Source organism: Paenibacillus ginsengarvi (assembly GCF_003626695.1).
Classification (GTDB): Bacteria; Bacillota; Bacilli; order Paenibacillales; family NBRC-103111; genus Paenibacillus_AB; species Paenibacillus_AB ginsengarvi.
This window is the reverse complement of record NZ_RBAH01000056.1, coordinates 1-13,358: the sequence shown is the minus strand read 5'-3', so window position 1 is coordinate 13,358 and position 13,358 is coordinate 1. Positions and strand designations below refer to the sequence as shown.

11 protein-coding genes and 1 riboswitch are annotated in these 13,358 nt (G+C 57.2%); of the genes, 3 read left to right on the top strand and 8 right to left on the bottom strand.

Features of this window, described 5'->3' with window-relative positions:
- Positions 1–393: 393 nt before the first annotated feature.
- On the top strand, positions 394–1,146 hold the full coding sequence (locus D7M11_RS35770) for a DUF5694 domain-containing protein (protein ID WP_120752048.1): 753 nt from the start codon (positions 394–396) through the stop codon (positions 1,144–1,146).
- A 162-nt stretch (positions 1,147–1,308) separates the two neighbouring features.
- Here the strand turns inward: D7M11_RS35770 and D7M11_RS35765 are convergent, their stop codons facing one another.
- Genes D7M11_RS35765 through D7M11_RS35735 form a run of 7 tightly spaced genes read right to left on the bottom strand, consistent with a single transcriptional unit; the run spans position 1,309 to position 9,403 of the window.
- Positions 1,309–1,755: a hypothetical protein gene (locus D7M11_RS35765; protein ID WP_120752047.1), complete on the bottom strand. Its 447-nt coding sequence runs from the start codon at positions 1,753–1,755 to the stop codon at positions 1,309–1,311.
- 1 nt (position 1,756) lies between these two features.
- A complete protein-coding gene (locus D7M11_RS35760; RefSeq protein WP_120752050.1) occupies positions 1,757–2,767 on the bottom strand; it encodes an ABC transporter ATP-binding protein in 1,011 nt (336 codons plus the stop codon).
- Positions 2,767–3,858, bottom strand: coding sequence for an ABC transporter ATP-binding protein (locus D7M11_RS35755; RefSeq protein ID WP_476703841.1), 1,092 nt, complete (start codon positions 3,856–3,858; stop codon positions 2,767–2,769). Before D7M11_RS35755 ends, D7M11_RS35760 begins: the two co-directional genes overlap by 1 nt.
- Complete coding sequence (locus D7M11_RS35750) at positions 3,771–4,925, bottom strand: ABC transporter permease (RefSeq protein ID WP_120752049.1); 1,155 nt, start codon at positions 4,923–4,925, stop codon at positions 3,771–3,773. Before D7M11_RS35750 ends, D7M11_RS35755 begins: the two co-directional genes overlap by 88 nt.
- A 20-nt stretch (positions 4,926–4,945) precedes the next feature.
- A complete protein-coding gene (locus D7M11_RS35745) occupies positions 4,946–5,944 on the bottom strand; it encodes an ABC transporter permease (RefSeq protein WP_120752046.1) in 999 nt (332 codons plus the stop codon).
- Positions 5,945–5,989: 45 nt separating this feature from the next.
- Positions 5,990–7,945 (bottom strand): ABC transporter substrate-binding protein, encoded by a 1,956-nt coding sequence (locus tag D7M11_RS35740; protein WP_120752045.1) that lies wholly within the window; start codon positions 7,943–7,945, stop codon positions 5,990–5,992.
- 60 nt (positions 7,946–8,005) lie between these two features.
- Positions 8,006–9,403, bottom strand: coding sequence for a sulfatase family protein (locus D7M11_RS35735; protein WP_120752044.1), 1,398 nt, complete (start codon positions 9,401–9,403; stop codon positions 8,006–8,008).
- A gap of 392 nt (positions 9,404–9,795) precedes the next feature.
- Here D7M11_RS35735 and D7M11_RS35730 point away from each other — a divergent pair, with 392 nt between their 5' ends.
- On the top strand, positions 9,796–10,617 hold the full coding sequence (locus tag D7M11_RS35730) for a hypothetical protein (protein ID WP_120752043.1): 822 nt from the start codon (positions 9,796–9,798) through the stop codon (positions 10,615–10,617).
- A 122-nt stretch (positions 10,618–10,739) separates the two neighbouring features.
- Here D7M11_RS35730 and D7M11_RS35725 read toward each other — a convergent pair whose 3' ends face one another.
- Positions 10,740–11,834 (bottom strand): HD-GYP domain-containing protein, encoded by a 1,095-nt coding sequence (locus tag D7M11_RS35725; protein ID WP_120752042.1) that lies wholly within the window; start codon positions 11,832–11,834, stop codon positions 10,740–10,742.
- A gap of 126 nt (positions 11,835–11,960) precedes the next feature.
- Positions 11,961–12,048, bottom strand: a riboswitch (cyclic di-GMP riboswitch).
- A gap of 569 nt (positions 12,049–12,617) precedes the next feature.
- Between D7M11_RS35725 and D7M11_RS35720 the strand changes: the two genes are divergently transcribed.
- Positions 12,618–13,172, top strand: coding sequence for a DoxX family protein (locus D7M11_RS35720; RefSeq protein ID WP_120752041.1), 555 nt, complete (start codon positions 12,618–12,620; stop codon positions 13,170–13,172).
- Positions 13,173–13,358: the final 186 nt, after the last annotated feature.

Here is a 13,358-nt window from a genome sequence, read left to right as displayed (position 1 = left end):
GGGCAAGCACGCCCGTACGAATCCCGGATAGCGCCTCTTGCGCTACCTTATTTCGGACTTCTTCATATACATGATTCCTCTTTTTCACGGCCCTTCACCTCTTGAATATAGTGTACCTGATTTCCTACGGTACTCTCCAATTCAATTAGGGGGCTAAAGAGCTAGCGGCTGTTATGATGGGAATAAGAGTCCCAAACACACTCTATATTCCTAAAAAAGTATAATTCAGAAAAATAAGATGCCCAAAAGACTGCTACGCGGATTAGCCCCGCTCACGGCAGTATACTCTCTTAAGGCCGCCACAGTTTTCAGAAGATGGAACACCTATATTTTTACATATATGTTAAGATGGATTGAAGCTTCCTAATCTCACGGACCGGGGGAGATATACGAATGAATGAAGGCCTCAAACGTACCGCGCTGCTGCTGGGCACTTACCATATGGGCAATCCAGGGCGCGATATGTACAACGTGCAAGCCGACGACGTACTCGCACCAGAGAGACAGCGGCAAATCCGGGAAGTTACGGACCGGCTCGCCCGCTTCCGTCCGACCAAAATTGCCGTCGAAGCGCTGGCCGATACCGATGATACGCTTCACGAGCAGTACCGCTCTTACCTCGCGGGACAATTTGAGCTTCCTGCAAACGAACAGTACCAGCTCGGCTTCCGCACCGCCGCACAGTTCGGTCTAAACAAAATCGACGCCGTCGATTGGAACGAATGGTTCGGAGGGGTAAGCCTGGGGGATGTGTACGATTACGCCCAAACGGAAGCCCCTGAGCTGTACAAGCAGTTTTCCTCCTCCGGCGAAGAAGGAGTCGCCCGTTTTCAGAACGCTATGGCTCAGAAAACGATCAGGGAGCTGCTGCTCGGGAGCAACAACGAGGAGAACTGGAGGAGAGATCACGAGTCGTATATGACGATCGCCCGGGTCGGAGACGGCAAGCGTAATATCGGCATCGACTGGCTGTGCAATTACTGGTACCGCCGCAATATGATCATTTATGCGAATATGGCGAGAATCACCACCCCGGGCGACCGGATTCTCGTCATTTACGGCTCCGGACATATGCATCTGCTCGCCCAGTTTATGAGGGAAAGCGGCTTGTTCGCATTCGAACGCGCTGACACTTATTTGGCCTGATTGACAGCATAACGAAACGAACGCTCATTGCTTACATGCCATACGGGCAGAGTTAGTCTCGTATGCCTTCTTCCCGCAGGAGGTAGCGGCCCCGCGCCGGGCGGAAGCGCAGGGTAAGCTACCTGGCTGAACCGCCCAACCTATACTCGCCCGTCGCCCCGTTCAACCCTCGCGGCTCCATTCCGCATTTCCGGGGAATCCGCGACGAACAGGGCCGGCGGCCGGAGCCGTCTCCTGCCACTCGCGCCGCAGCGCCTCGAGATCGTCCAGCAGCACGCTTCGCACATCCTCTTCCGCGACCAGTCTCGTACGGCGCGTGTACTCGGTCAACCGCTCCAGCTCGGACAATACGCGGCTTCGTCTGCGCCGCCTCCATTCGGCCGCCTTCGGCGCATCCGGTCCGTACCGCTCCAGGGACAGCAGTTTCCGGTCGTATTTCTCGGTCCAGAAGGACGGAATCCGGCTTGTCAAATGGATCTGCTCCAAAGCCCGGTGCTTCCGGCCGATCGAGTATTGGACGGAAATATGCGACAGCCATGTGAAGACGACCATCAAACCAGCCATTGCGGGAACGATAACGAGAAACACGATTACCCACGTATTCGTCAACTTACAGCGCTCCTCTCAGCCCCAGTTCTCCGGCGAAATGGCAGGCGGCAGCGCGATCGGCGCTCACCTGCTTCATCGGCGGAGCCTCGGTTCTGCATACGTCCCGGGCATAAGGGCAGCGAGGGTGAAAATAGCAGCCCGACGGGGGGTTCGCCGGATTCGCGACTTCGCCGGACAGTACGATCCGATCGGCTTTGCGGCGCGGGTCCGGAATCGGCTTCGCCGACAGCAGCGCTTCCGTATACGGATGAAACGGATGCGCGTACAGCTCCTCCGTGCGTGCTGTTTCTACAAGCTTGCCGACGTACATGACCCCGACCCGATCGGAAATATGCCGGATGACGCCCAGATCGTGCGAGATGAACAAATAGCTCAAGCCGAGCCGCTGCTGCAATTCACGCAGCAAATTCAAAATTTGCGCCTGCACGGATACATCCAGCGCCGACACGGCTTCGTCGCAGACGAGAAAACGAGGCTCGGTCGCCAGCGCCCGGGCGATCCCGATCCGCTGCCGCTGCCCGCCGCTGAACGCATGCGGATAGCGGTCCAAATGCCGGGCGCTGAGGCCGACCGTTTCGATCAGCGCCGTTACCCGCCTCCGCATCTCGCCGCCTCGGGCGATACCATGGCAGATGAGCGGCTCGCCGACAAGCTCCGCTACGGTCATTCGCGGGTTCAGCGAGGAATACGGGTCCTGGAACACCAACTGCAGCTCCCGCCGAATGGCCCTCAGCCCCTTCTTGTCGAGACCGCGCACATCGATCTCGGCGCCGCCGCGGTCGCGGTAGCGAATGTTCCCGCCGGTCGGCTCGATCGCGCGCAGCAAGCATCTGCCGAGCGTCGACTTGCCGCAGCCGGATTCGCCGACGAGCCCGAACGTCTCGCCTTGCAGCACGGTCAGGCGGATGTCGTCCACAGCCCTCACCGGAGAGGCCGACCGTTTGAATAAGCCGCGCCGTATCGGAAAATATTTCGTCAAGCCGTCCACCTGTATAATCGTCTGCTCATCCATCATCGCGGATTCGCCTCCTTCCCCGAACCAGCCAGAACGCAGCGCACCTGATGCCCTGGCTTCACCTCGTACAGCGGCACTTCCCCGGCATCGCATACGCCTGGACGCGCCTTCGGGCAGCGGCCGAAAAACCCGCAGCCGGCCGGCAGGTCGACGGGAATCGGCACCGTGCCCTCGATCGTCTCCAGCCTATCCCGGTTTCCCGCGAGCGACGGAATCGAAGCCAGCAGCGCTTGCGTGTACGGATGAACCGCGCCGTAAAACAGCGTGTCCACGTCCGTAGATTCGACCACCTTGCCCAAATACATAACCGCCACTTCGTCGCACATTTCCGCGATGACGCCCAGATCATGCGTAATGAACAGCACCGCGGTTCCGTGCTCCTCCTTCAGCCCGTTAATGAGCCGCAGCACCTGCGCCTGCACGGTAACGTCCAGCGCCGTCGTCGGCTCGTCCGCGATCAGCAGCCCCGGCCGTCCGGCCAAAGCCATCGCGATCATCGCCCTTTGGCGCATCCCTCCGGACAACTGATGCGGATATTCGCCGAACCGCTGGCCGGGGTTCGACATCCCGACATCCCGCAGCGTTTCGAGCGCGATACGTTTCGCCTCGCTTCGATCCTTCGTCCGGTGAAGCAGGATCGACTCGACGATCTGGTCCCCGATCGTATGGATCGGCGAGAAAGCTTTCATCGGCTCCTGAAAAATGATCGCGATCTCCCCGCCGCGAATGCGCCGCAATTCCTCACCTCGCGGATCGAGGCTACCTATATCGACGATATCGCCCTGCCCCGCCTTCGATCGGCGCAGCCTCATTTCGCCGCTGACGGCGGCGGAGGCGGGCAGCAGCCGCTTTCGCCTACGATGCCGAGCGTCCGGCCTCGTCTGATCTCGAGGTCGATGCCGTCCACCGCCTTCAGAACGCCCTCCTTCACGCGGAAATGCGCCCGCACGCCGCTCAGCTTGAGTACAATGTCGTCGCCGCGTTCCACCCGGCCCCCTCCTTATTTGTACGGATCGGCCGCATCGCGGAGTCCGTCGCCGAGAAAGTTGAACATAAGCACCGTAACGATTACTAAGGCGGCCGGCCACAGCAGCCAGGGCTGATGCGCCAGCGTCTGCAAGTTCTGCGCGTCCTGCAGCAGCACGCCCCAACTGACGACCGGGGGCTGCAAGCCGATGCCGAGAAAGCTGAGCGCCGTCTCCCCGAGAATGGTCGAGGGAATCGCCATCGTCGTCGATACGATAATATAGCTGGAGAACGACGGCAGCAGATGCCTGACGATTATGCGCATGTCGCTCGCTCCGCTCAGCCGGGCCGCCAGCGTGAAATCTTCCTCCCGAAGCGACAGCATTTTGCCCCGAACGACCCGCGCAAGTCCGGTCCAGTCTATAATCGAGAAGATTACTATCATGCCGAAATATGTCTCAAGCGGTGTCCAGCTTCTCGGCAGCGCGGCCGCAAGCGCCATCCAGAGCGGAATCGTCGGAATGCAGACGAGCAGGTCGATCGTTCGTTGGATCGCCGTATCGACGGCTCCGCCGATGTAGCCGGAAATACCGCCGATCACAAGTCCTAGCACGAGCGTAAGCCCGACGCCGACCAGCCCGAAAGACAGCGAGATGCGGGCTCCGTACAAAATGCGGGTAAACAGATCGCGACCGAGCGAGTCGCTCCCCAGAAGCAGTAAAGGCGTTTCCTTATCCTCAAGCCCGAACAAGTGCACATTCGTCTCGAACAAGCCGAGCAGCCGGTACGATTCGCCCCGCACGAAAAAACGGATCGGGTGTTTGCGCGACGAATCCTCCGCATACGTCCGGCGAAACGTCGTTTTGTCCATCTCCTGCTTCATGCCGTAAACGAACGGCCGTAAGCTGAAGCCCGTTTCGGGATCGACGAAGCGGATTTTTTGCGGCGGCGCATTTTTGTAATCCGCGAACCGCGCGGTCGGTACGGTCGGAGTGAGGAAGCTGCAGAAAATCGCCGTTGCATAAAGCAAAGCGAGCACCGGAACCGCGATCATCGCCAGCTTATGCCTTCGAAACTTCCACCACATGAGCCGCCACTGGGACGCAGCCTCGTACGCCTCGGCCCCCCGAGCCGTCCCGCCGCCGTCCGTTCCGCCGCTTCCGGGGAACTGCCGGCGCTTTCTGTGCATGTATCTGACAAGCGCTGCGATCATGGGCCTGCACCTCCGAATCGGATGCGCGGATCGAGCACAGCAAGCAGGATATCCGACAGCAGCGTGCCGATGACGGTAAGCACGCTCAGGATGAGCAGGAAGCTGCCGGCGAGGTACATATCCTGCACCATGAGCGCCTTCAGCAGCACCGGTCCGGTCGTGGGCAAATTTAGCACGATGCCGACGATCGCTTCCCCGGATATGAGCGCCGGCAGCGTCCAGCCGATCGTGCTGACGAGCGGGTTAACCGCCATCCGCACCGGATATTTGAACAGCAGCCTGCGCTCCGCCAAGCCTTTCGCCCGCGCGGTAATGACGTACTGCTTCGACAGCTCGTCGAGCAGCATGCCGCGCATGACGCGAATGAGCGAGGCCGTGCCCGACAGCCCGACGAGCAAGACCGGGACAGCCAGCCTCGGCAGCATATCGAGCAGCTTGGCGAAGCTCCACGGCGCGTCCTGATAGTCGGGAGAGAACAAACCCGTGATCGAAACGCCCGTCGTATCGAAGACGAAATAAACCAGAAGGAGGGCGATCAGAAAACCCGGTACCGCCATCCCGATAAAGCCAAGAAAAGAAATGGCATAGTCCCCCAACGAATAAGCGTGCGTCGCCGAATAAATGCCGGCAGGAATCGCGATCGCCCAAACGATGATAAGCGACAGGACGGAAATGATCATCGTCAGCGCCAGCCGGTCGCCAATGACTTGCGATACCGGCAAATTCCACTGGAACGATGTGCCCAAATCACCGTGCAGCACGATATTTTTGATCCACAGCCAATACTGGATATAGATCGGTTCGTCTAAGCCGTATTGCGCCGTCAGGTTGGCGATCGTGCTTTCCGCGACGTCGGTGCCGGACAGCTTCAACTGATCGACGTATGTCGTCAAAAAGTCACCGGGCGGCAGCTGAATGATGACGAACACGATCATACTGATGGCGATAAGCAGCGGGATGAGCTGCAGCAGCCGTTTGCCGATATAAGCCGCCATGCCGGTTGCTCCCTTCCATTCGATGAATCGGGAGAAGTCCTCCCCTTACTTGCGGAAAAACCATTGCTCACCGGCAAAATTTTGCCCGATGCCCCAGCCCTTGTCGGAGATGTTGCCGATTTTGGCGTTAACCGCCACGGGAGCGGCGATATTTTCGCTGTGAATGAAATACCAGTAATTCACCCCGATATTTTTGCGGATGTCGTCGCGTCTCACTAGCGCGTCTTGCAGCGACAGCTCGCGCAGCTTGAATATGGTCTGGAACAGCTCCTTCGCTTCCTGCGGCGGTTCCTCGCCTTGCTTGCCCCCGGAATTCCACCATTGATCCCACAGCGGCGCCCAGATGTTCTGCCCCCACTCCTGCCGCGACCATTGCACCGGACCCGGCGTGTACATGATCGTCGCCTTCAGCTCGTTCGCTTTGTTCCGGTTCGTCCAGAGCGAGCTGTCGATTTGCTTCAGCGTGACGTCCAGCCCGATCTGCTTCCACTGCTCCACGACAAGCTGGCCCAGCGTGGTGAAATCGGCGAAGGCCGACGAAACTTCCAGCGGAATCGTAAACCGTTTGCCGTCCGGTCCTGCGCGGAATCCGTCCGCCCCCTTTTTCAACCCGATTTCGTCAAGCAGCCGGTTTGCCTCCTGCACGTTCCGGTTCGGATCCTCGATCGGGGACGGCTTGGCGAAGCCGTAATAAACCGTGTCCGCGATTTCTTTTTTGTCGAGCGCGAGGTTAAGCGCCTTGCGAAACTTGACGTCCCGCACCACTTGCCGCCATACCGGATCATCGTAAGTCAAGTTCAGGTGAATGTCCCCCGCCGTGCGGTGCAGGTTGTTTATGTACACCTTGTAGCCGCCCTTGCTCTCGTTCTCCTTAAGCAGCGGCACCTTAGGAATCGAAACGTATTCGTAGGAATGATCGACTTCCCCGGCGAGTATTTTCAAATTGACCATTTCCGCATTTTGCACAAGCGTGCTCTGCAGCTTGTCGATGTACGGCAGCTGATTGCCGCTCGTATCGACCTTGAAGTAGTACGGGTTGCGCTCAAACTCGATTTTGTCGCCGGATTTCGTCTGGATGTACGGAGTCAGCACGGGAAACCCGATCGCCTTCGGATATGTAATCTCGGTGTTCAGCACATCCTTCGCCGTGAACAGCTTCACCCACTCGCCGGGCGCGAAGCCGGCTTCCTTGATGAGCGGCTCGAGTTTGTCCGGCGGCGTATAAGCGGCATGATAGTTTTGCAAATAATGCTTCGGCTTGAGCAGGTCGTTATAGCCTCTCCAGCCTTGTACGGCCAGTTGAATCAAAAAGCCTCCGTACGGCTGGTCGAAACCGATCGTGAACGTGTAATCGTCCGCTGCCTGAAACGTAAAAGGCTGGCCGTTCGCATCGGCCGCAGATTTCAGCCACAGCGGGATCGTAGGCGTCAGCTCCTTGTTCAGCAGCACGTCCTGAACCGCAAACTTCACATCCGCCGTCGTAACCGGCTGGCCGTCCGACCATTTCAGCCCTTCGCGCAGCGTGAACGTAAATAGTTTCTGGTCGTCGCTCACCTTGTAGCTTTTTACGATATTCGGCGTCACTTCCTCACCGAGCACGCCGGGGCTGTTCACCAGCGGCTCGTTGTTGACGACGAACAGGTCCGAGTCGTTCACCGGGTCCTGGCGAACCGTTCGCAGCGTCCCGCCGTACGTGCCGATCTCGTAATTTAAATAGTCCTTCGGCAGCTCGTTCGTCAGCTTCGGCTCCTTCGGCAGCCGTTCCTTAACCAGGGCTAGCCCTTTGCCCTCGAAAAAGGGCGACTGCTTGAACTCGGACGGTGCGGCTGCGGACGGGGCCGAGCCCGGCTTCTCTTGCTGCGATGACACGCCTTGCGGCGCGGATACGGCTGCGGTATTCGGCGCTGCGGCGTCACCGCCCGTTTGCCCGGAGTCGCAGGCGGCCAGTATGCTTGCGGTTAATACAGTCGCGACAAGAGTCGCGGTCCATGTTTGTCTCATATCGGAATTCCCTCCTCGATTATGGCGCCGCTCCCCGGACGGCGTCCTATCGGCCTCGTGTTAGCGGACGGCGACTTTGCGTCCTTCCGTCAGCTGCCGTTTCATCCAGTCGAATTTCAGGAAAGGGTCCTGATGAAGCTTCAGCTCCTCGTACAGCTTCAGCCGCAGCTCCGCCAGCACGCCTTCGTTCCGCGTTTCGCCGATAACGTTGTTCAGCTCGTTCGGGTCCACCTGCAGGTCGTAAAGCTCGTCGATATCGGTCATATTCCAGATATACTTCCAGCGGGTACCGCGGATCATCCTCTGGTTGTACAGCCCGAACTGCTGCCCGTTGTAGGTGGATACGACCTCCGAGCGCCATCCCTCCGGGGACTCGCCTGCTAGAAGCGAAGCGAGCGATTTCCCGTGAAAGAACGGATGCGGGGACAGTCCGGCGTATTCCAGCAAAGTAGGAGGCAGGTCGAGCAAGTTATAGACGAGCCGGTCGATCTTCGTTCCGGCGGGAATGCGCCCCGGATATTTGACGATAAGCGGCACCTTCACCACGTCGTCATACAAAATGTAATGCTTATCCATCATCCGGTGTGCGCCGCACATATCGCCGTGATCGGCGGAGTAAACGACGATCGTATCCTGCTCCAGCCCGAGACGGGCAAGCGCATCCAGCACAAGTCCGATCGCGGCGTCCAGCTGCGTAATGATCGCATAATACCTGCGGACGATCGGCTCCCAGTCGGACCAGGCGTAATGCTCCAGCCCCCAGTTCAGCAGCTGCTGCTGCTGGATATACGGCTTGTTCCGGAAGCTTTCGGAGAAACTTCTCCACTGCGGGATGCACTCCGAATCGTAACGGGCCAGAAAAGAAGCATGAGGCTGGCACGGCAGATGCGGTTCCGGAAAATCGAGCCGCAAATGCCACGGGCGGCCGTCCGCCGCATATGACTCGAGCAGCCGCACCGCTTGGTCCGCGAGCCAGTGCGTTCGCGTATCCTCCAGCTCAGCCGGGTCCGTCTCGCCGAAAAAACCATTCGTAAAGGCGGTATCCGGATACCTGGCTTTCCGGTAATCTCGGTACATCTGTTCACCTACATAATCGTCAAATCCGTAGGCGGTCGGAGCATACTCGCGGTTGACGTGCCATTTGCCTACATAGCCGGTCCGGTAGCCGCTTTCCCGCAGCTCTCTCGGCCATGTATAGGCCGACGGCTCCAGCTCCCGGTTCGGTACGAGATCGGCGTTCCAAAACGACTCGAAGCTCTCCGGCCTTCTGCCGTGCAGCAAGCTTTGTCTGGCCGGACAGCACAGCGGTATCGGCGTGAAGGCGTTCGTGAAAGCCGCTCCTTCCGCCGCAAGACGGTCCAAATTCGGTGTCTTCACCGGGTAGTCCCGGCTATAGCCGATGCAATCGTACCGGTGCTGATCCGATAGGATGAACAGCACATTCGGTTTCGTTCCCATGCCGAATCTCTCCCCTAAGCTCCCTCTATGGAATGGCGGGCTTCCGGTTCGTCCGGATCGCCAGGACCGGAACGACAAAAGACACCAGCTTCTTCCGCCTGACAATCTGCGGAAAAATCGGTGTCTCCGGTATGTTCGGTCGACAAACACTTTAATTCCTATAGGAATTTAGGTGTTTTATTTTCACTTATAGTAGCACCGCCGGCGAACGGCGTCAATCCTTTATTTTCCTGCACTTTATTGGGCAACCGCCTTGACACTCGGAAACGGATAGGATATATTTTACAGAAACGAGACGCAAAGACGCTTACGTCGGAAGCACCGGTAAGATTAGGCATATATTGCCTTTTCTTTCCGGTGCTTTTTTGCGCTCCCCGAAAGGAGGTGAAACGATGCGAATACGCGCGCTGCGATTTCTTACGGCTTCGCTCGCCAGCCTATGGCTGTGCGTGAATCTCGCCACAGGAGCAATGGCCGCCGGATACGAGCTTACAGCTACGGCAAAAAAATCGTTTGATACGATGACGGCCGCCGCCGGAGCCGGGATGCAAACGCGGCTGAACAAGCAGTATAAGGAATGGCTCGAGCTCCAGCAGCACATCCGCGATCGCGAGGAAGGGACGAGTACGCTTCGGCGCAGCAACGACGAGGCGCTCAAAGCGGTGCGCGAGAAGATCAAGCGGATCGACGAGGAGAAGCTGGCGCCGCTGAAACAAGCGGTCGATGGCGCGAAGGAGCGGTACAAGCCGCTGCTGGACAGCTACACGGCGGTTAACAAGCAAATCGCCGCTGCGAAGCCGCTGCAGAGCAAAGAGCTGAACACAATGCTCCGGCTGCAAGCGGACAGTCTGAAATTCCCCGTCCAACTCGCCAAGCAGGACATTAAGGCGAAGGATGCCGCCTACCGGACAGCCAAAGAGAAAACTGCGGCCAAGCAGAAAAAAGTCCGCGAGACGCTCGAGGCGATCGAAGCGCTTCGCGACACGAGCCAAGCCGAGAAAGCTTCCGCAAGCGCAGTCAAAAAAACGATTGACGCCGATTGGAAGACGTTCTCTTCGCTCCTGAAGCAAAATGACGCAAACGCCTCCTCGGAGCGGCTTGCGGCGATGATGACGCAGCTGGAGCAGCACGCCCGGCACAAAATGAATATGTACAATGCGGAGAAAAAGATCGAGGCCATCATCGAGAAGGCAAACGGACAGCTCCCGGCATAAAGCTGCTGTTCTAAAAAAAGGAGAAAGGGGCAGACAGCTTCTCCCCTTTCTCCAATTATGGTCCGCAAGGCCATCCGGCGGCTTTGAAACATTATGAAACGCTTACAATCGGCTTTTGGTCATCAGCCGAATATTTCGTTGATCTGCACCGAGTCCGTTTTGTTCAAATCGATAAACCCTGCCCCCTCAAGCGCAATGAGCGGACGGGTCGGATAGTTCGGATGAATGAGCACGATTTTCCCCCTTCGCCCATCCGTCAGGCTGACATCGCTTCCAACCTGCGCCGACATGAGCCGATTTATAAACGTCATCCCAATTACAGAATCGAAACGATTTTTGACAATATCCTCATTCATACGCTGTATGACCTTATAGAACGGAAGCGTTGGTCTAAGCGGCCATTCGGACGACATCGCCAAATATTCGTCCGACATCGCCACAATTTTGCTGAAGCGGTCGATCTCCGCACTCTTAATCCCGTAAGGGTATCCGCTGCCGTCCTCCCTCTCGTGATGCTGCAAAGCCACAAGCGCCACGCGTTCGTCAAGGCCGGAGCCTTTCAATATTTCGTAGCCGAGTATCGTGTGCTGCTTCAAAATTTCGCGCTCGTGGGGCAGCAGCTCCGACTGCTTTTGCAGCAAAGTGCTGGGCAGCCGGATCGTCCCGATGTCGCTGAGGCTTGCGGCTATGGCCAGATTAGCCGTCTCCTGCTCGTCCAACCCGAGCCAGCGGCCAAGCACCGCAGACATGAAGGCGACGCCGATGCTGTGCTTGAAGCGGAAATCCCCTTCCGCCTTCAAATCGGCGAACAGCTTGTAAATGTTCCAGCTCTGGGTTGCCTCCATAATCGTCGGAAGCACATTTTCCTCGATGTCGGATAGCGGAATTTTACCGGTATTCAGAATGCATGTTTCAATTTCCTGCAGCTTCGCATTCGCCCGTTTCGCCAAAATGCCGGCATCCACCCGCACCGTTTGCAGAACTGGCAGCTCAGCCGCTTCTTCCGTGATGCGGGACGGCTTCGGCGGCTCTTGCCCCGCCGGCTCCTCCACCAGCTCGACCTGGATGTCGAACAGATCGATGCCGAACTTCTCCAGTTTCTCGATATGGCTGTCCGTCAAAATCGTATGCTCGGGAATCAGCACCATTCCGGTAGCGGTTACAACGTTATGAATCAGTTTTTTGCCAACCAGCTCGTTGTATGTATCACAGCGCATCCAGCAAACTCCTCCTCAAATGGTTCCGGCTGTAGAATATTGTCGAAAAAAAGAAAGAGACCTCCCACTTCCAAAGAAGCCAGGACGTCTCTACATCGCGGAGCGGAGTTTGAAGATCCCTTGTGCTTCGGCAGCCCAGCCGCCATCGGTCATCCGACCATTAGGCCTGCAGCTTTGCGTCCATTGTCTTTCGACAAGGTTGCCCTTTTCGACTATTACTAATCATACTAGATTCAGGCCCAAATTACCACAAGTAACCAGCGGAACGCCGCCCGATAGGTCTTCGGGCATCTGCGAAAATTGACGAAACATGCGGGATTAACCGCCATTTTTCCAAAACTCCTAGTACATCAAGCTGTTGCGAGCCATGCCTGCAAACAGTCCTTCTCCATCCCTGCTATGCAATGAACCGTTAACAGGCTCCATTCAACAGAGTTCCCCGATCTTTCCTCGGCGTTCTCGATAACGGGCGGATGGACGGTCTCACCTCCTTTTCGGCGCGGCGGAAAAATAATGCAGCGAAATTCACAACTTTGTGATTTATATCACATGCACTCCGGCAAGCATGTGGTATAGTAAAGACGTGGAAGGGAAAACCAATCGAACCACACAAAAGCTCAACAAGAACGAACCCGAAAGCCAAATCGAAAGGAAGATGCAGCATGCCAGGTACGATCGTTCAAATGCAGCTATCTCGCTCCTCCTTCCTTACAGGAAAGCAACCAACTCTTTTTTAATCAACTATGTGAAAAAAATAACTTACTAATTAAGGAGATGATTACCATGTTAAAATTTTGGAGAGAAAACAATTACGCCGCCATCGCCCTGCTTTTCATCCGCCTCTACCTCGGCTGGGAATGGATGACGGCCGGCTGGCACAAACTAACAGGCGGCTTTGACGCCGGAGGCTTTCTGAAGAACGCGATCGCCAAGCCGGTAGCCGACAAAGCGACAGGCGTGCTGACCTACCCGACGTTCACGGCGTTCCTGGAAAACTTCGCCATGCCGAACGTCAAGCTCATTAACATCCTGATCCCGCTCGGCGAATTCCTGGTCGGACTCGGCCTTATTCTCGGAGCGCTTACGACCGCAGCCGCCTTCTTCGGCCTGATGATGAACTTCATGTTCCTGTTCGCCGGCACTGTAAGCACGAACCCGTGGATGGTACTGATCGGCGTCATCGTCTTCGTCGGCGCGACGAACGCCGGCAAGTACGGTGTAGACTACTACCTGCTGCCGCTCCTGCGCAAATGGTTCGGCCCACATAACAAAGATAAAAACAAAACGACCAAAACCGGAACGCTGGACGGCACGCCCCATAACCCGGTACACGCTTAAACGGATCGTACCCGCAAGGCTCGCGCCGCAACATGCGACGAACACCCCCGCTCCCATCAGGGGCTGTTGACAAACAGAACGTTCAAAGGTTTTTGGAGAGCTGCGTAGAATTTAAATTCTATGCAGTTTTTCTTTTGGAGGGATTCCACTATGATGGGGGTTAACGGAGATAAGCAACACCAGTTC